The 17,841-nt window shown below is 66.4% G+C and carries 17 protein-coding genes; 4 read left to right on the top strand and 13 right to left on the bottom strand.

Annotation, left to right across the window (positions count from 1 at the left end):
* The first annotated feature begins 64 nt into the window (after positions 1–64).
* The 4 genes from QFZ23_RS13800 (at position 65) to QFZ23_RS13785 (ending at position 3,316) form a co-directional block, all read left to right on the top strand.
* Positions 65–1,018 carry a putative RNA methyltransferase gene (locus QFZ23_RS13800; RefSeq protein WP_306923744.1) on the top strand — a complete coding sequence of 318 codons (954 nt, stop codon included), beginning with the start codon at positions 65–67 and terminating at the stop codon, positions 1,016–1,018.
* Positions 1,019–1,139: 121 nt separating this feature from the next.
* Positions 1,140–1,601, top strand: a complete 462-nt coding sequence (locus QFZ23_RS13795; RefSeq protein WP_111904824.1) for an NfeD family protein — start codon at positions 1,140–1,142, stop codon at positions 1,599–1,601.
* A gap of 104 nt (positions 1,602–1,705) precedes the next feature.
* Positions 1,706–2,671 carry an SPFH domain-containing protein gene (locus QFZ23_RS13790; RefSeq protein ID WP_306923742.1) on the top strand — a complete coding sequence of 322 codons (966 nt, stop codon included), beginning with the start codon at positions 1,706–1,708 and terminating at the stop codon, positions 2,669–2,671.
* Positions 2,672–2,968: 297 nt separating this feature from the next.
* Positions 2,969–3,316: an RNA polymerase-binding protein RbpA gene (locus QFZ23_RS13785; protein ID WP_003802221.1), complete on the top strand. Its 348-nt coding sequence runs from the start codon at positions 2,969–2,971 to the stop codon at positions 3,314–3,316.
* A 125-nt stretch (positions 3,317–3,441) separates the two neighbouring features.
* On the opposite strand, the gene QFZ23_RS13780 is transcribed toward QFZ23_RS13785, so the two are convergent.
* The 13 genes from QFZ23_RS13780 to QFZ23_RS13720 all read right to left on the bottom strand — a co-directional run bounded on the left by QFZ23_RS13780 (position 3,442) and on the right by QFZ23_RS13720 (position 17,806).
* On the bottom strand, positions 3,442–4,179 hold the full coding sequence (locus QFZ23_RS13780) for a polyprenol monophosphomannose synthase (RefSeq protein WP_306923740.1): 738 nt from the start codon (positions 4,177–4,179) through the stop codon (positions 3,442–3,444).
* Positions 4,180–4,681: 502 nt separating this feature from the next.
* The gene (locus tag QFZ23_RS13775; protein WP_306923738.1) at positions 4,682–6,343 is read right to left on the bottom strand and encodes an amidohydrolase; all 1,662 of its coding nucleotides are present in this window, start codon (positions 6,341–6,343) and stop codon (positions 4,682–4,684) included.
* An 83-nt stretch (positions 6,344–6,426) separates the two neighbouring features.
* A complete protein-coding gene (locus QFZ23_RS13770) occupies positions 6,427–9,321 on the bottom strand; it encodes a DEAD/DEAH box helicase (protein ID WP_306923736.1) in 2,895 nt (964 codons plus the stop codon).
* 24 nt (positions 9,322–9,345) lie between these two features.
* Complete coding sequence (gene tatC, locus QFZ23_RS13765; protein ID WP_306923734.1) at positions 9,346–10,140, bottom strand: twin-arginine translocase subunit TatC; 795 nt, start codon at positions 10,138–10,140, stop codon at positions 9,346–9,348.
* Positions 10,141–10,188: 48 nt separating this feature from the next.
* A complete protein-coding gene (gene tatA / locus QFZ23_RS13760; RefSeq protein WP_306923733.1) occupies positions 10,189–10,458 on the bottom strand; it encodes a Sec-independent protein translocase subunit TatA in 270 nt (89 codons plus the stop codon).
* A gap of 35 nt (positions 10,459–10,493) precedes the next feature.
* A complete protein-coding gene (locus tag QFZ23_RS13755; RefSeq protein ID WP_306923732.1) occupies positions 10,494–10,862 on the bottom strand; it encodes a hypothetical protein in 369 nt (122 codons plus the stop codon).
* Positions 10,863–10,888: 26 nt separating this feature from the next.
* The gene (locus QFZ23_RS13750; protein WP_306923730.1) at positions 10,889–12,910 is read right to left on the bottom strand and encodes a helix-turn-helix transcriptional regulator; all 2,022 of its coding nucleotides are present in this window, start codon (positions 12,908–12,910) and stop codon (positions 10,889–10,891) included.
* A 221-nt stretch (positions 12,911–13,131) separates the two neighbouring features.
* Complete coding sequence (locus QFZ23_RS13745; protein ID WP_306923728.1) at positions 13,132–13,527, bottom strand: FKBP-type peptidyl-prolyl cis-trans isomerase; 396 nt, start codon at positions 13,525–13,527, stop codon at positions 13,132–13,134.
* Positions 13,528–13,585: 58 nt separating this feature from the next.
* A complete protein-coding gene (locus tag QFZ23_RS13740; protein WP_306923727.1) occupies positions 13,586–14,515 on the bottom strand; it encodes an FKBP-type peptidyl-prolyl cis-trans isomerase in 930 nt (309 codons plus the stop codon).
* A gap of 109 nt (positions 14,516–14,624) precedes the next feature.
* The gene (gene pafA, locus QFZ23_RS13735) at positions 14,625–15,989 is read right to left on the bottom strand and encodes a Pup--protein ligase (RefSeq protein WP_306923725.1); all 1,365 of its coding nucleotides are present in this window, start codon (positions 15,987–15,989) and stop codon (positions 14,625–14,627) included.
* Position 15,990: 1 nt separating this feature from the next.
* On the bottom strand, positions 15,991–16,698 hold the full coding sequence (gene prcA, locus QFZ23_RS13730) for a proteasome subunit alpha (protein WP_306923723.1): 708 nt from the start codon (positions 16,696–16,698) through the stop codon (positions 15,991–15,993).
* Between the two features lies 1 nt (position 16,699).
* Positions 16,700–17,521 (bottom strand): proteasome subunit beta, encoded by an 822-nt coding sequence (gene prcB, locus QFZ23_RS13725; RefSeq protein ID WP_306923721.1) that lies wholly within the window; start codon positions 17,519–17,521, stop codon positions 16,700–16,702.
* A gap of 84 nt (positions 17,522–17,605) precedes the next feature.
* A complete protein-coding gene (locus QFZ23_RS13720; RefSeq protein WP_306926851.1) occupies positions 17,606–17,806 on the bottom strand; it encodes a ubiquitin-like protein Pup in 201 nt (66 codons plus the stop codon).
* Positions 17,807–17,841: the final 35 nt, after the last annotated feature.

Raw genomic sequence — 17,841 nt, 5'->3', positions numbered from 1 at the left:
CTAGCGGGTCGGGAAAGGGCACGGAACGGCAACCGCCGAAAACACCTGCCCTAGGATTGTCCTCATGCTCTCGCGCCTGCCCGTTCTGCTTTGTCCCGTCTGCCGCCAGGAACTCCAGCCCGTCCACGACGGCGGCAACGGCAGGGTCCGCGCGCTGGCGTGCCCGGAGCGCCATAGCTTCGACGCCGCCCGGCAGGGGTACTTCAACCTGCTGGTGGGCAAGGGAACCGCCTTCGAATCGGACACCGCGGAGATGGTTGCGGCACGGGCAGCCTTCCTCGATGCCGGTCACTACCGGCCCTTGGCCGACGCGCTGGCCGAGGCAGCCCGGCCGGCCCTGAACGGGCCAGCCCCGGCTGTCCTTGATTCCGGCACGGGAACCGGACACTACCTGCGCGCGATTCTTGATTATCTGGACAGCGACGATCATCTGGACAGCGACGATGACTTGAAGAACAGGGAATCCGCGGCCGCCGTCGCCCCGGTGGACGGCACCGGCGGCGTGGCCGCGGTCGGGCTGGACATCTCCAAGTTCGCCCTGCGCCGCGCCGCCAAACTCAATCCTGAAGCCATCAATCTGGTGGGTGACGTCTGGCAGCCGCTGCCCCTGCCTGATGCCGCCGTCGACGTCGTCACCGTGGTGTTCGCGCCCCGCAACGCTGCCGAGTTCGCCCGCGTCCTCAAACCCTCAGGCAGGCTCATCGTGGTGACACCGCGCGCCGGCCACCTCGGGGAAATTGTCGGCCAGGCGGGAATGCTGGGCATCGACCCTGACAAAGACGAGCGCTTGGGCGAGGCGCTCGCAGGCCGCTTCTCGCCGCTGTCGACGCAGGACATTGACGTGGAGCTGTCGCTGTCGCCCGTGGACGTGACCAACCTTGCGCTTATGGGTCCCGCCGGCCACCACACGGACCGCGTCACACTGACCGAACGGCTCGTTGGCCTCCCGCCAACAACCAGGGTCTCCGCGCGGTTCCGGATCAGCATCTTCGTCCCGGCGGAAATTCCCGCTCCATAACGGCTTGGCCACGTTCCTGCGCTGCCCGCCGTTCCCCTGCCGGGCGCTCCTGCTTCGGTCTACGATGGAAGAAAGTTACTGAGGGTCTGCCCCGCAGCCCTCGGGATCAAGGGGGAACGCGATGTTGGAATGGCTTGGCCAAAACTGGTGGGCACTGTGGCTCACCCTCTTCCTGGTGTTCGCCGCCGTGGAGATGCTGACCCTTGATCTGTTTTTCATCATGCTGGGCGGAGGTGCCCTTGCCGGCCTGGTGGCCGACTTTGCCGGCGCTGACCTCTGGCTTCAGATCGTGGTGTTCTGCGTCGTCTCGCTGCTCATGATTGCGTTCGTCCGCCCGGTGACACTCAAGCACCTGCACAAGGGCCCGCCGGAACAGCGCACCAACATCGACCGCCTGATCGGCGAATCAGCGCTCGTCCTGGAGGCGGTAACGGCCACCGGCGGACGAGTGAAGATCGGCGGCGACATCTGGAGCGCCCGCTCGCAGTCCGGCGTCCTTCCCGAAGGCCAGCGCGTGATCGTCTCGGCCATTGAAGGTGCGACGGCGGTCGTCTCACCTCAGGCTGAGACCGCCGTCCAGTAGGCGGCTCCCCCATGGGTTTCTGCTCCCGCCGCGGCGGAGCAGCAGATTGCGGCGAGTTTTCGCCAGGTTAGAGCTTCACTGAAAGTTGGGGACAAAGGAGAAGTATGGATAGCCCTGGAGGAATCGCACTCACGTTCGTGATGGTGGTTCTGATCATTTTCGTCATCATCGTGCTGGTCCGCTCGGTGCGGATCGTGCCCCAGGCCCGGGCCGGCGTCGTCGAACGGCTGGGGAAGTACCAGCGCACGCTTAATCCCGGCCTGACGCTCCTCATCCCCTTTGTTGACCGGCTCCTGCCGCTGCTGGACCTGCGCGAGCAGGTGGTCTCCTTCCCGCCGCAGCCCGTGATCACCGAGGACAACCTCGTGGTGTCCATCGACACCGTGGTCTACTTCCAGGTCACCGATCCGCGCGCCGCCACCTATGAGATCGCCAACTACATCCAGGCCGTGGAGCAGCTGACCACCACCACCCTCCGTAACGTGGTGGGCGGCCTGAACCTGGAAGAGGCGCTCACTTCCCGCGACCAGATCAACGGCCAGCTGCGCGGTGTCCTGGATGAAGCCACTGGCCGGTGGGGTATCCGCGTCTCCCGGGTGGAGCTGAAGGCCATCGACCCGCCGCACTCCATCCAGGATTCGATGGAGAAGCAGATGAGGGCAGAACGTGACCGCCGCGCTGCCATCCTGACCGCCGAGGGAACCAAGCAGTCCGCCATCCTGACTGCTGAAGGGCAGCGGCAGGCCGCCATCCTCAAGGCCGAGGGTGACGCGAAGGCTGCCATCCTGCGCGCAGACGGTGAGGCGCAGGCCATCCAGAAGGTGTTCGACGCCATCCACAAGGGCAACCCGGACCAGAAGCTGCTGGCCTACCAGTACCTGCAGACCCTGCCGAAGCTCGCCGACGGCTCCTCCAACAAGCTGTGGATCATTCCCAGTGAAGTCGGCGAGGCACTGAAAGGCATTGGCAGCGCATTGGGCGGAACCAACCCTGATCCCCGCTCCGGCGACCTGTTCGGGGGCCCGGACGGCGGTCAGACCGGCGGGGCAGCGGCCCGGACCCAGTCCTAGCGTTACAAGGCAAAGAAAACGGGAGGCGGGCCGCAGCGGCCTGCCTCCCGTTTTCTTGTGCACCCGGCTGGGTTGCTGCAGCCTGCAGGATTGCTGTGCCGTCGGATTGCCGCACCCCGTTGGAATCCGTATAATGGGATATTTGTCCGGCCGGATCAGTCCGTGCGGAACAACAATGCTTGGCGAAGCGTTTCACCTAGTGATGCTACGTGAACCACACCGTAGTCCGGAGGCACCCTTACCAGGGCTTCCGACTAGCGCGGAGTCCGCTCCGCGAACCGATTAGAGGGAGAAATCATGAGCGATCGCAGCCTGCGGGGCATGCGTCTTGGCGCCCAAAGCATGGAGACCGAATCCGGCGTGGAGCCGGCTCCGCGTCAGCGGGTTGAGTACCGGTGCGAGGACGGCGAACAGGTTTTTGTAACCTTTTCCTCCGAAGCCGAAATTCCCCCTGTCTGGGTTTCCAAGACCGGCAAGGAAGCGCTGCTCGTTGATGGCGAACGCCCGGACACCAGCAATGAAAAGGCAGTCCGTACGCACTGGGACATGCTGCTGGAGCGCCGCTCGCTTCCCGAGCTGGAGCAGATCCTCGAAGACCGCCTCACCATCCTGCGCGAGCGTCGCGGCGAACGGCGTTCAGCCTAGCCGCTGCTAGCTAGCAGGCAGGCGCTACAGCCAAAAGGCCGGACCGGCTGCATCCATGGATGCAGCCGGTCCGGCCTTTTGTGTGCCAGCCTGGCTCTTTGTGCCAGCTAGGCTCTTTGAACCAGCTAGTCGCGCGGGCTCCTGCCCGTCAGCTTCCTCCAGCGGGCGGTCAAGCCCCACTTCGTCACGTTGACCATGGCCTCAACCACGATGTTGCCGCTCATCTTGGAAGCCCCGAGTTCCCGCTCCACGAAAGTGATGGGCCGCTCCACGATGTTCAGGCCCATCTTCGCGACGCGCCATGCCAGGTCCACCTGGAAGCCGTAACCGACGGAATCGACCTGGTCCAGGTTCAGCTTCTCCAGCGTGGTGCGTCGGAACGCGCGGTAACCGCCCGTCACGTCCTTGATCTTGAGGCCGAGCATGATGCGCGCGTACGTGCTGCCGGTCCGGGAAATAGCCTGGCGGTACAGGGGCCAGTTCACGACGCTTCCGCCCTTCACCCAGCGGGAACCCATGGCGAGGTCTGCGCCTTGGTCCACAGCCTCAAGCAGGGAGGGCAGCTGTTCGGGCTGGTGCGAGCCGTCGGCGTCCATCTCCACCAGGACGTCGTAGCCGGCCTCCAGTCCCCACTTGAAGCCCGCGATGTAGGCCGCGCCCAGGCCTTCCTTGCCCTTCCGGTGCAGGACGTGGACCTGGTTGTCCCCGGCAGCGATGCTGTCCGCCAGCTGCCCGGTGCCGTCCGGGCTGTTGTCGTCCACAACGAGGACGTCGGAAGCCGGCACGGCGGCCCGCAGGCGTCCGAGAGTCTTGGGAAGCGACTCCAGCTCGTTGTAGGTGGGGATGATGGTGAGGACACGCACAGGGAGGCCTTTCCTGGATGGGAGCGGTCAGCACGCGGGGAGCCCGGCGGGAACGCCGGCTCGTAAAGCGCAACTCCCCATTATACGGGCCCCGCAGAGCGCTTCCGTCCGCGCAGCTTTTCTGTCCACGCAGCAGGCGATGGGGCTCAAGTGTCCGTTCGCGCTTGCCGCCCAGCGGCAGGGGCGGGATCTGCGGGCTCAAGTGTCCGTTCGCGCTTGTCTGGCAGCACGGGGTGGTGAGGACTCCGGTCTCCGCCACGGGCGGGTCCATGCGCTACGGGCCAGTTCCTGATGCCGCGATAAGCGGATGGAGGAACTGTTTTCTGCTGCGCTTTGGACCCGCCCCGGAAGCTCAATGCTACGGACTGGCTGGGGGCTGTCAACAGCCCCCTGACCTGCCCGTTCACGTATCGCCGCAGCTCAGAGCCCTTTTCCGGGAGGGAATCACGGCACGGCCGGGCGCTATGTGTCGCCGAATTAAGCCGAATTAAGCCCGTCCAAATCAGGCCCGGAGGGCGTCGGCGGAGAACAGTTCCAGCCCGTTCCGCACGGTCTGCAGGCACCGGGGATCCGTGCCGGTGTCCAGTGCGGGCAGCAGCGGCGTGCGGGCGCGGGGATCCGTGCTCCAGGACTGGACCCTGTTGTCGGCCACCTGGATCATGAGCTCATCCACTTCCCAGACGGCGAAGGTTGCCGGTGCGCCCGGTACCAGTTGGCCCGCCATGGGGTTCTCGTAGCGGGCGGCGCGCCAGCCGGCCCGCGTGTGGCCGAGGAAGGCCGCCCGGGCGGAGACCCGCTGGCCTGCGTCGTGGTGCTCAAGGCACGCCCGTACGCTGGACCAGGGACGGAGCGGCGTCACCGGGGTGTCGCTGCCGAAACAAATGGGGACGCCGGCTGAATAGAACGAGGCGAACGGGTTCATGCCCTGGCTGCGGGATCCGAGGCGACGCTCGTAGAGCCGGCCCTGGCCGCCCCACGCGGCGTCGAAGGCGGGCTGCGCGCTGACCGTCACCGAGTACTTCGCCAGGCGGGCGATGGCGTCGGCGTCGGCCATTTCAACGTGCTCGAAGCGGTGCCCGGCCGCCCGGACCCGCTGCTCCCCCACTTCAGCGGCTGCTTCCTCGAGGGCCTGCAGGGCTGCATCGAGGCCGGCGTCGCCAATGACGTGGAATCCGCCCTGGATACCTAGGAGGGAGCACGCAGCCAGGTGCGCGGCCGCATCAGCCACCGACAGGTACGTCGTCCCTGTCTCCTCGGGTGCGTCCGCGTAGGGTTCCCGCAGGGACGCCGTGCGGGAGCCGATTGACCCGTCGATGTTCAGGTCCCCGGCAAATCCACGGACCCGGACGCCAAGCTCTGCAAGGAGCGCCTCCCCGTCGGCCACCGTCGGCGTCAGTTGTCCCCAATACGGCAGTACTTCGGGCGCCGGGTGGGAGCCTGCTGCGTCGTTCCATCCAGCGGCTAGCCGCAGGTCGTCGACGCTGCTGATTCTTGGTGCACCCATCTCGGCCAGTGCCACATACCCGTTGGCCGCAGCCTCGTCCAGGGCACGCCGCTGGTAGTCCTGCAGCGCACCGGAGGACAGGCGGCGGGTGGCCTGCCGGGCGGCAGTGTGGGCCTGGCGCCTGACGTGGCCGCCCGGCGCGTAGCCGTCCAGCTCCGCCAGCCCGGCACTGGCAACGAGTGACGGGGAGACGAGGGCCGAATGCACATCAACCCGGGAAAGATACACGGGACGGCCAGCGGCAGCCCGCTCCAGCTCTCCGGCGTCCGGGAGCGTGGGATCGTCCCAGAGCGACTCATCCCAGCCATGACCCAGCACGGCGCCTTCCCCGCCCGAGGCCGCAACGGCGTCCAGCAGCTCGCGTGCCGACCGCACACCGCCCAGCTGCAGTGAGTCGAGCGCAATGCCGGTCTCGGTCAGGTGGGCGTGGGAATCGACAAAACCAGGAGCAACAAGGGCGCCGCGGAGATCGACGATGTCCATGGAGCTGTCGGCGATCGAGGTGGCCGCCTGTTCCGAGCCGACCCACGCGATAGTGTCGCCGTCCACCAGCACTGCCGTGGCGAAGGGATCAGCCGCGGTGTAGACGGAACCGTTGCGGTACAGCGTGACCTTTGACGGTCCGGTCCCTTCCTGCGGGCGGGCGGGGGCATCGGCCATGGAGGCGCTCCTTGGGGTGTTCTAACGGGGTGTTGGGGACGGCAGTGTTTAGTGCGGACGTGGGGGGCCTGGAGTGCTGGCATTCAGCCCACAGTGGAGTAGGCGACGACGCCCCGCCTGATGAGCCGGATGGCCTCGGCGCAGAGCCGGGCCAGCCGGGGGTCCAGGCCGGGAATCTTGGCCAGCTGGTCCAGCAGGTCGATCACCTGTTTCACCCACCGGACGAAGTCGCCGGCGGCGAGGTCGGTGCCGTTGAGCACTTCCTGCAGATGCCGGCCGCGGGCCCACTTGTACATGGGCCAGATCAGTCCCAGCTCCGGCTCGCCGGTGAGCGGAAGCTTGTTCTGTTCCTCCACGTCCTCGAGCGCAGACCACTCGCGGACCACGATATCCACGGCGGTCTCCAGGGAGACGCTGGGCATGCGGGGCCGCAGGCCGCGGTCCTCACGCTTCGCCTGGTACACCAGCACGCTGGCGAACGCAGCCACCTCCACCGCGTCGAGGTCATCGAAGGCGCCCTGCCGCAGGGCCTGCGAAATCAGGAGGTCCTTTTCGCCGTAAATCCGGCGCAGCCGCTGGCCGTCGGTGCTGATGCGGTGCTGCCCGTCCTCGGTGGACTCGAGGTATCCGTAGGCCGACAGGACATCGCAAACCCGGTCGAACGTCTTGGCGATGGTGTTGGTGCGCCCCTGGATCTGGCGGACCAGACCGTCGGTTTCCTTGCGCAGCTTCCACCAGCGTTCAGACCACCTGGCGTGGTCCTCGCGTTCGCTGCAGCCGTGGCATGGGTGGGCCCGCAAGGCACGCCGCAGGTCGGCGATCTTCCTTTCCTGGTTCTGCAGGGCGGTGCCAAGCCCGAAGTCATTGTTGCGGCTGCTTCCCCTGGCCGGCGGCCGGTTCTCCCGCAGTGCGTTCCGGACGGATGAGGCCAGGTCCCGCCGCGACTTGGGAACCTTCGCATTGAATGACTTGGGGATCCTGATCCGGGTCAGCGGCGCAATAGGGCCCTCCAAGTCATCGACGCCGATCCGGCGCAGCTGGCTTTCCAGCGTCAGCACGGCGGGCCTAGGCTCCCGAGAGCTGTGGTCGGAGCTCAGCACCACGGCAAATCCGGGGGCCCTGCCTGCCGGGACATCCACAACGTCGCCGGGCAGGAGACGGCTCAGGGAGTCCTCGTTGAGCGATTTGCGGGCCCGTGATTTGCTCCGCGAACTGAAATTCTCGGCGTCGGAAAGTTCCCGCCGCAGCCGGGCGTATTCGGTGAAGTCGCCCAGATGGCAGGTCATCGACTTGGCGTAGCCGGCCAGTGATTCCTCGCGGCTGCGGACCTGCCGGGCCAGCCCGACCACCGACCGGTCAGCCTGGAACTGGGCGAAGGAGGACTCCAGGATTTCCCTGGCCCTTGGCCGGCCGAACTGGGCGAGCAGGTTGATGCTCATGTTGTACGTGGGCTGGAAGCTGGAATTCAGCGGATACGTCCGGCGGGAGGCCAGGCCGGCTACCGCGGCGGGGTCCGTACCCGGCTGCCACAGGACCACGGCATGGCCTTCGACGTCGATGCCGCGCCGGCCCGCCCTGCCGGTGAGCTGGGTGTACTCCCCTGCCGTGATGTCCACGTGGGCTTCGCCGTTAAACTTGTCCAGCTTCTCCAGCACCACGGAACGGGCCGGCATGTTGACCCCGAGAGCCAGCGTCTCGGTGGCGAAGACCGCCTTCACGAGGCCGTCGGCGAAAAGCTTCTCGACCACTTCCTTGAACGTGGGAAGCATGCCGGCATGGTGGGCCGCGATGCCGCGCAACAGCCCGTCGCGCCAGTTCCAGAAGCCCAGCACCTCAAGGTCGTCGGACGGGATGTCCTGGCCCGCCTCGTCCACCCGCTGGGCGATGATGCGCTGCTCCCGCTCCGTCGTGAGCCACAGCCCGGATGCCACGCACTGGGCGACGGCGGCGTCACAGCCGGCCCGGGAAAAGATGAAGGTGATCGCAGGCAGCAGGTCCTGCCGGTCGAGGCTGGCAATGACCTGCGGCCGGCTGGCCCGCCGCACTGCGGTCCGGGTCTCCTGCTGGGGCTTGTCACCATAGCGCTGGCGCTGCTGCCGCCGCTGGCTCCGGCCGCCGTGGCCGAAGCGGCCCTGGAAGTTGAGCTGGCTTTCAGCCCTCGAGAGGGTCAGCAACTCCGGGTTGACCTCGAATCCCCGCTGGCCGGCGTCGGCGGGTGAAGGCGCCAGGGGCAGGGCAGTGGCCGCCGCGGGGCTGCCCGCGGGGGCTATTTCGTCAAAGGTGGTCTCGCCGGCGAAAAGATCCACAATGTCCCGGCCCACCATGACGTGCTGCCAGAGCGGCACGGGACGGTGTTCGGAGACGATCACGTCGGTGTCGCCGCGGACGGTGTCCAGCCAGGCGCCGAACTCCTCCGCGTTGGAGACCGTGGCACTGAGGGACGCGACCTGCACCTCGCTGGGGAGGTGGATGATGACTTCCTCCCAGACGGCGCCGCGGAAGCGGTCGGCCAGGTAGTGGACCTCGTCCATGACCACAAAGCCCAGGTCGAACAGGGTGTCCGAGTCGGCGTACAGCATATTGCGCAGGACCTCGGTGGTCATGACCACCACGGGCGCATCACCGTTGATGCTGGTGTCTCCGGTCAGGAGCCCGACGTTCTCCTCGCCGTACTTCTCCGTCAGCTCGGTGAATTTCTGGTTGCTGAGCGCCTTGATGGGCGTGGTGTAGAAGGCCTTCAGTCCGCGCTGGAGCGCCAGGTAAACGGCGAACTCGCCCACGATGGTCTTGCCGGCCCCAGTGGGCGCAGCAACGAGTACACCCCGGCCTTCCTGGAGGGACTTGCACGCCTGCCGCTGGAAGTCGTCCAGTTCAAAGCTCAGTGTGCGGGCGAATGCGCCCAGATGGGTCTTTGCTTCCGCGGCCCGTTCGGTGCTGGCGCGGTACCGTTCGGAGGGCGACGGAGTGGTGGTGGACATGCCTCAAGCCTAGCGGGGGCGCACCTAGAGATTCTTCAGCTCACTGCTTGGAGTCGCGATATCGGCTGTGGCCTCGGTCTCTGCGGCCCGCTTCTCTGCCCGGCGCGCACGACGGCGGTCGTTCAGGACGCACAGGCCGATGGCAAGGAAGAAGAGCAGGAGCATGGGACCGGCAAGGTAGAACATGCTCATTGCGTCGCCGCCGGGGGCGGCCATGGCGGCGAACAGGCAGACAAGGAACACGGTGATGCGCCAGCTCTTTATGAGCTGCTCCCCGCGGAGGAGCCCGGCAAGGTTCAGCCCCACCAGGACAACCGGGAGCAGGAAGGCAATGCCGAAGGCGAGCAGCAGCCGCAGCACGAAGGACAGGTAGACCTGCGCGCTGATGAAGTTGGATCCGCCGGAGGGCGTGAAGTCGGTGAGGACCCGGACGGCGTTCGGCAGGACGAGCCATGCCATGGTCACGCCGCCGATGAAGAGCGGCACCGCGGCCGCCACGAAGGACAGCGCCAGCCGGCGCTCCTTCTTGTGCAGGCCGGGGACGATGAAGGCCCACAGCTGGTACAGCCAGATCGGGCTGGCCAAGATGACGCCCAGGAAGACCGACACCTGGATCATGAGGTCGAAGGAGCTCGCCACGCCGTCGAAGTTGAGGGACGCCTGCCGGCCCTGGCTTTCGTTCAGGTCCCGGATCGGTTTGATCAGGGCCGCGAGCATGGGCTGGTAGACCATGAAGCCCGCAACGGTGGCGAGCACAACGGCAATGGCGGACTTGAACAGTCTGTTCCTGAGTTCGCGCAGATGGTCCAGCAGAGCCATCCGTCCCTCAGGATTGGAGCGACGACTCATGGTTAGTGCCACGTGATCTTAGGCGCGGTTGGGGGGCGGAACGTCGTTTCCGTCGGCAGGACGGTTATCCGTCGCGGAGGAACGCGGGTGGTTGACGACGGTGCCTTCAACGGGATCTGAGCCGTCCTTGGCTTCCGGGGCTCCGTCCTTCTTCATTTCGCGGACTTCCGACTTGAAAATGCGCATCGACTGGCCGAGGCTCCGGGCCATGCCGGGCAGCTTCGGTGCAGCGAAGAGCACCAAAGCCAGGACGATGATGATGATGAGATGCCAGCCTTCAAGCCTCATGGGGGGTGTTCCTTTCGTTTAGTAACATCCTACGTTTATCTGAATTCGATGTCGCCCAGCGATTGGGGCTGGCCCCGTTCGGCCTTCCGGCGGACCCTGCGCTGGCGCCGGGTTTCCCTGCGGGCCTCTTTGGATGCGTGGTAATCATGGCGCATCTGGTGCGGCGAGGCAAAAGGCGCGGTTCCTGGTGCAACCCCGGCGACGTCGGAATCAGGAGCCGTCCCCGTGGCGCCTGCGGACGCTGCCGCCGCAACCGGAAGGCTGGTGAGTTTGTGGCCCGCTTCGCCGAGCTCCTTGACTGTTGCCATGAACTGGCGGAACAGGCGAACACCCATGAGCACGAAGAACAGCAGGGACAGCGACACAAGTGCCACCCAAATAAGGATCCAGGACCACCAAGGCATGCTGAGTAGTCTAGCTGGCGTACTGGCTAGCCGTTGTACTGGGCCAGGGCCGCTGCGATCCAGTCCCGCGAGGCGCGGGTAAGCGCCTCAGGTTCCAGGATCCGTGCCGTTCCGCCGTGCTGGGCTACGAACATGGGCAGCCATGCCGTGTTGCCGAACCGGATCTCGGCCACCAGGCCGCCGCCCGGAAGCGGCGCTGTCCGCTCGGCATAGTAGTCGTCCGCGAGACCGGCACCGCGGGCGGTGAGCTGGACGGTGACCAGGGTGTCGTCGTCGTTGGGGGTGAACAGCTTTGCCGGGAACCCGCCGTCGGGCTTTATCCCGGACGAGACCGGCTTACCGGTCGGGGCGAGGTCCTCGATCCGGTCCAGCCGGAAATTCCGGAGGCCGGCCGCCGAATGGCAGTAGGCCTCGAAGTACCAGGTGTTGTCCATGGAGTAGAGCCGGAGCGGATCCACGTCCCGCTCCGACAGGGTGTCCTTCTGCGCGGAAAGGTAGACGAGGTGCAGCTGGGATCCTGATTCAATGGCGTCGCGGATGACCTCGAGGTTGGCCGAGTTGCCGGGTCCCACCTCGGGCCCGGACAGGGCAGCGGCACGGAGCCCCTCCTCCCCCGCGGCCGCCATCAGCTTGAGCGTCACCGATTCCAGGGCACTGCCCTCGGCCAGTTCCGGCAGGCCGTTGAGGGTCTCGAGGCCCGTGAGCAGCGCGCAGGCCTCGTCCACGGTGAATCGGACGGGGCGGTTCAGCTCCATGGACTGGCTGATGAAAACGTGTCCTTCCTCCCACTGGATGTCCAGCAGTTCGTCCGGGTACCCCTGCGGCAGGCCGGAGCAGATCAGGATCAGCAGATCGCCCTCGAGTTCCTGCCGGGTCACCCCGAACCTGTCGGCGACCTCCTCGATGGGCAGGCCCTGGTTGCGGACCAGGAACGGGACCAACTGCAGCATCCGCTTGAGCTGGTCCTCCGACGTGCGCTTGCGGGTCCGCTTTCCCGTCCCGGCATGACCGAAAGAATAAGACGGCACCGGAGTGTCGATGAAGGCGGCGGCATTCGCAAGGCGGCGCTGCACAGCAGCGGACAGCTCTGCGGGGGCAACCACCCTGACGTTCGGCCCGTAGGAGGCCAGTTCCTCTCCAAGCACCTCAGCGTCACGGTAGGGAACGGTCAGCCGGTCCCAGCCGGCGCCGGCCTCCGTGCCCGTGTCGGCGTCCGGATCCGCATCCGTGACTGTGTCCGAGGACGGAGTGGCCCCGGCCGCACGCTTGCGCAGTCCCAGCAGCTTGCCGCTGCGGACATCCACGACGGCGGCGCTGACCGGAAGCTCCGGAAGGCTGTTCAGCTCGGCACGGACGTTGAAGCCGGCGGGCGGCGTGAAGGCTTCCCTCTCCAGAATTGTGACGGCGGACGTGAAGCGCGACAGCCGGAAGAAGCGCTTGGCGCTACGGCCCCGGTCAAAGCCGACGAGGTACCACTGGCCGAAGCGGCTGCCCAGGCCCCACGGTTCAACGACGCGTTCCGCTTCCCGGCCCGTGCTGCCGGCCAGGTAGCGGAAGCGGACAGCGTGCTGGGCGTGCATGGCGGCCACGAGGTCCTCGAACGCCTGGCCGGCTGGTTTGATGCGCGGCTGCACGCCGGCCGGAAGTTCGACGTCGGCCAGGCCGCCCGCCGCCTGGAGCTTGCGCAGGGCGTTGCCCGCTGCCGTGCCCAGTGCCGCCTGTTCCCAGAGCTGCGAAGCCAGCAGCAGGACCGTCCATTCGTCCGGGGTCAGCTCCACATCGGGCAGACGGTTCGATTCCTTGCCGATCCGGTACCGGGTGGTGCCGGGATCGTCCGAACTCCAGCCCAGGTCCGTGACTGTCTCGACGTCGAAGCCGAAGTCGCGAAGGTCGTTCTTGTCACGTTCGAACATGCGGCCAAAGGCGGCGTCGCTAGCCGCGCCGCCCGCATAGATTTTCTCCCGCAGCTCACTGCGCCGCAGGCCGTACCGCGAGTTCAGCAGGGCGATCAGGAGGTTCAGCAGGCGTTCAGTACGTTGGGCGGACACCCTCGTTACGTTACTAAAGCCGTTCCGGCAAAAACGCGAAAGCGCGGCAACAATCCGGAAAATCCTTCCGATTGTTACCGCGCTTCCGCTGTACGCGTGGGTGGATGCGCCCACACCCGCCGGGTTCCCTGTCCGAGCTTGCGAGGATAGGGGGTGGGTGGATGGGCCCACACCCGCCGGGTTCCCTGTCCGAGCTTGCGAGGATAGGGGGTGGGTGGGGACTAGCGGACGCCCACCAGGTCCACGACGAAGATGAGTGCCTCGTTCGGGCCGATGGCTCCGCCTGCACCGCGTGAGCCGTAAGCCAGCTCCGAGGGGATCTCAAGGCGGCGGCGTCCGCCGACCTTCATGCCGAGCAGCCCCTGGTCCCAGCCCTGGATGACCTGGCCGACGCCGACGCGGAAGTCCAGCGGGGCCCCGCGGCCCCACGAGGCGTCGAACTCTTCGCCGGTAGACCAGGCCACGCCGACGTAGTGCGTGGACACGGTGTCGCCCGCTTTGGCCTCGGGACCGTCGCCCTCAATGAGGTCCGTGATCACGAGTTCCGTGGGCACCGGGCCTTCGGGGAAGTCGATTTCCGGCTTTTCACGGTCGAGCTTGCGCTGGCCAAATGACATGGTTGCTCCTTCTGCGTATGGGAACTTGGGTATTCGGGTGGTTACTTGACGCCTGGCTCTACTTAACGCCCAGGATGTCGACGACGAACACGAGGTCGCCCTTCGCGTCACCCTGGCCGGAGTCGCCGTAGGCGAGATCCTTGGGGATGACGAGCAGGACGCGCGAGCCGACGGTCTTTCCGGCCAAGCCCTGGGTCCAGCCCTTGATGACCTGGTTCAGCGCGAACGATGCCGTCTGCTTGCGGTCAAAGCTGGAGTCGAACTTCTTGCCGCTGGCCAGGGCAACGCCGACGTAGTTCACGGTCAGGGTGTCCGTGGCCTTGACGGCGGCGCCCTTGCCCTTGATCAGGTCCTGGGCGATGAGCTTCTTCGGGGCTGCGACGCCCTTGACCGAGATCTCCGGGACGCCGTCCTTCTCGGTGACGGTCGGCAGGCCGGCGGGCGGGGTGACCGGATCGCCTTCAGGCTTGTCGAGGACCTTCGGGGCCTCCTTGGCCGAGAGCACCTTGATGATCAGAAGCTGGGTCGGCTGGGCAGCCTGTCCTCCGGCCGCTGCCTTGCCCGGGATGGCGAGGGCGAGCTGGGAGCCCACCTTCGCGCCAACAAACGCGTTGTAGACGACCGCGCTGCCGGTCTTGAGTTCATCGTTCAGTTCAAGGGGCTCGGGATCGCGGGGGAAGCTGTCGTCCAGCGTGGAGCCGTCCTTGGCATTGAGGGCAAGGACGGAAATCTCGGCGATCTGGTTGGCCTTCACACGGTCCCCGCTGCCTTCGGTGACAACCTTGACGGTGGGTTCCTTAACGTCGAGGGGCTTGGTGAACTCGACGCCCGGGGCTTTCTTGTCCCCCTTGTCCGTCAGCTTGAGCGAGTCGAGCTTGGCGGTCTCACCCGCGGACTGGCTGGTCGGTTCCGGGGCTGCGGGCTCCTGGCCACCGCAGGCGGTCAGCAGAAGCAGTGCGGGAAGAAGGATTGCTAGTAGTCGGCGCACGTAAGAACTTTCGTCGGGGCAAGATGGATGCCCTGCCGGGATGCTGGACACGGCAAGGCAGTCAGGACCGCGGAACGGCCTCTTCCAGAGTAACGCGGAAAGCTGGGTATCAGCCCATAGAGTCCAGAAGGGCATCCACCCGCTCGTCCTCGTTGCGGAACGGGTCCTTGCACAGAATGGTCTGGTGCGCACGGTCGTTGAGCTTCAGGTGGACCCAGTCCACGGTGTAGTCACGGCCCAGCTCCTGCGCCTTGCGGACGAAGTCGCCACGCAGCTTGGCCCGGGTGGTCTGCGGCGGGGCGTCCACGGCGTCCTTGATGGCCGTCTCCTCCGTCACCCGGCGGACTGCCCCGCGTGACTGCAGCAGGTAGTACAGGCCGCGGGAACGGGAGATGTCGTGGTAGGTGAGGTCCAGCTGCGCGATCCGGGGGGCGTCCAGGCCCAGGCCGTGGCGCCTGCGGTAGCTGTCCATCAGCTTTTTCTTGATCGCCCAGTCGATTTCGGTGTCGATGGTGCTGGAATCGCCGCTTTCGATGGCGCGCAGCGTCCGCCCCCACAGGTCCAGGATCAGGGGGACGTGCGGGTTGTGGGCTCCGTTTTCCTGGACGAACGCCGTGACTTTGCTCAGGTACTCCTGCTGGATCTCCAGCGCGGTGAGCTGGCGGCCGTTGGCGAGCCGGACCAGCGCGCGGCCGCTGAGGTCATGGGAGATCTCACGGATGCTGCGGATGGGGTTTTCCATCCGCATGTCCCGCATGATCACGCCGGCCTCGATCATCCGCAGGATGAGGTCCACGGTGCCCACCTTGAGCAGCGCCGTGGTTTCGGACATGTTGGAGTCGCCGACGATCACGTGCAGGCGGCGGTAGAACTCGGCATCGGCATGCGGCTCGTCCCGGGTGTTGATGATGGGCCGCGAACGGGTGGTCGCGGATGACACGCCCTCCCAGATGTGGTCCGCCCGCTGCGAAAACGCGTAGGTGGCTCCGTGCGGCGTCTTCAGGATCTTGCCAGCACCGGCGATGAGCTGGCGCGTGACGAGGAACGGGATGAGGATCTCGGCCAGCCGGGTGAATTCTCCGCGGCGGGGAATGAGGTAGTTCTCGTGGCTGCCGTAGGAGTTGCCGGCGGAGTCGGTGTTGTTCTTGAACAGGTACACGGTGCCGTTGAAGCCCTCGGCAGCCAGCCTGGACTGGGCCTCATCCACGAGGTCGTCCAGGATGAGCTCCCCGGCGCGGTCATGGGCGATCAGCTGGGCAAGGTCGTCGCATTCTGCGGTTGCGTATTCCGGATGCGAGCCCACGTCGAGGTACAGGCGGGACCCGTTGGTGAGGAACACATTGGATGACCGTCCCCAGCTGACCACTTTGCGGAACAGGTAGCGGGCCACTTCCTCCGGGGCGAGGGGGCGGGAGTCCGGGCTCGAATAGGAAATCCCGAATTCGGTTTCAATGCCGAAGATCCTCTTGTCCATGTCAGCTCTCCTCAGCCAGCAGTTCCACAACGTCCTGGTTGGACAATCTGCGGAAAGCCCTCCGCGTACCCCTGTTGCTTTCCGAACTGCGGTCCAGCACCGCCACTTCCAGGGCCTTGGCCGGCAGGTCGGGTGCCTCGTTGTCCGTCACGAGTCCCCTGACAGCGAGCCGGATAGCCGCCGCGAACGGGAGGTCCCGCTGCCAGCCGCCCTCGATCGCCCCGGACACCTTGTCCGCCTGGCCGCCCATCACGATGAAGTTGTGCTCGTCCGCGATCGAGCCGTCGAACGTGAGCCGGTAGAGGTGGTCGAGGTCCTGGCTGGCTCCGACTTCCGCCACGGCCAGTTCCACCTCGAACGGCTTCTGCTCCGCGGTGAAGACGGCACCCAGGCTCTGGGCGTAGACGCTGGCCAGTCCCCTGGCCGTGACGTCGTCGCGGTCGTAGGAATAGCCGCGGACGTCGGCGTAACGCACCCCGGCCTGACGGAGGCTCTCAAACTCGTTGTACTTCCCGACGGCGGCGAAGGCGATCTTGTCGTAGATCTCGCCGATCTTATGCAGCGACGGTGACGGGTTCTCCGCCACCAGCGCAATCCCGTCCTCGCAGCTGATCACGATCACGGACCGGCCGCGGGCGATGCCTTTCCGTGCGAAATCCGCACGGTCTTTCATCAGCTGCTCGGGAGAGACATAGAACTGCTGCGTCATATCAGGCCTCCCTGCGGGCAGCTGCCCTGGACTCGATAATGTTTCCGGCCATGGCTGCGAGTTCCCGGTCGGATACGCGCCGGGCTCCGGCCCGGTTGACGGCGTACACCACGGGCCACAGCTGCCGCACCGGGTCGGGGCCGCCGGTGGCGGAGTCGTCGTCGGCTGCGTCGTACAGGGATTCGACGGCCACGGAGATCGCTTCGTCCTCGGGCAGGTTGGGCCGCCAAAGCTTCTTGAGGGCGCCGCGGGCGAACATAGATCCGGAGCCCACGGCGTGGTGTTCCTGTTCCTCGTAGCGGCCGCCGGTCACGTCATAGGAGAAGAGCCTGCCTACCCCCGCGGCAGTGTCGAAGCCTGCGAACAGCGGGACCACGGCGAGGCCCTGCAGCGCCATCGGCAGGTTGCCCCGGATCATGGCGCCGAGCCGGTTCGCCTTGCCATCGAGGCTGAGCAGGGTGCCCTCGATCTTCTCGTAGTGCTCGAGCTCCACCTGGAACAGGCGGGTCAGGTCGATCGCAATGCCGGCCGTGCCGGCAATTCCCAGGACTGAATACTGGTCGGCGGGGAAGACCTTTTCGATGTGCCGGCTGGCGATGATGTTGCCCATGGTGGCCCGGCGGTCGCCGGCCATGACGATGCCGCCGGCGTACGTCATGGCCACGATGGTGGTGGCATGGGGCACGGCGGGCGGCTGGCCGGCGGACGTGCCCGTAGCGAACGGTGCGTATTGGGGAAGCAGTTCCGGACGGTCGCGTTGGAGATGCTCAGTGAACGACGACGTCGCGTGGGCGGCTACCTTGTTGGCTGTTGTCTCCTGCACTGGTGCACTCCTTCAACGTGTTACTTCAGCGGCTGTCCGGTACCTCTGGCTTCCGTGCCCGGTGCGGGTGGTGTCGCTGCCGGTCTACTGGCCGCCCTTTTGCACGAATGCCCGGACAAATTCCTCCGCGTTGGACTCCAGGACGCCGTCGATCTCGTCGAGGAGATCGTCAACACCCTGCGTCGAGGCGGATGCCTGTGCATCTGCGGGCGCCGGCGGTACGGGGACCTCTTCCTCGACCTCGGTGTCGCGTGGCTGCGGCTGCTGCTGCTCCTGGCCTGCCATGTCCTTCTCCTTCATCCAGTCCCCCCTTCCGGAGG

This window comes from Arthrobacter globiformis, assembly GCF_030818015.1.
Lineage (GTDB): Bacteria > Actinomycetota > Actinomycetes > Actinomycetales > Micrococcaceae > Arthrobacter > Arthrobacter globiformis_C.
Note: the sequence above shows the minus strand (reverse complement) of the source record. Positions and strands in the feature narration are given on the sequence as shown.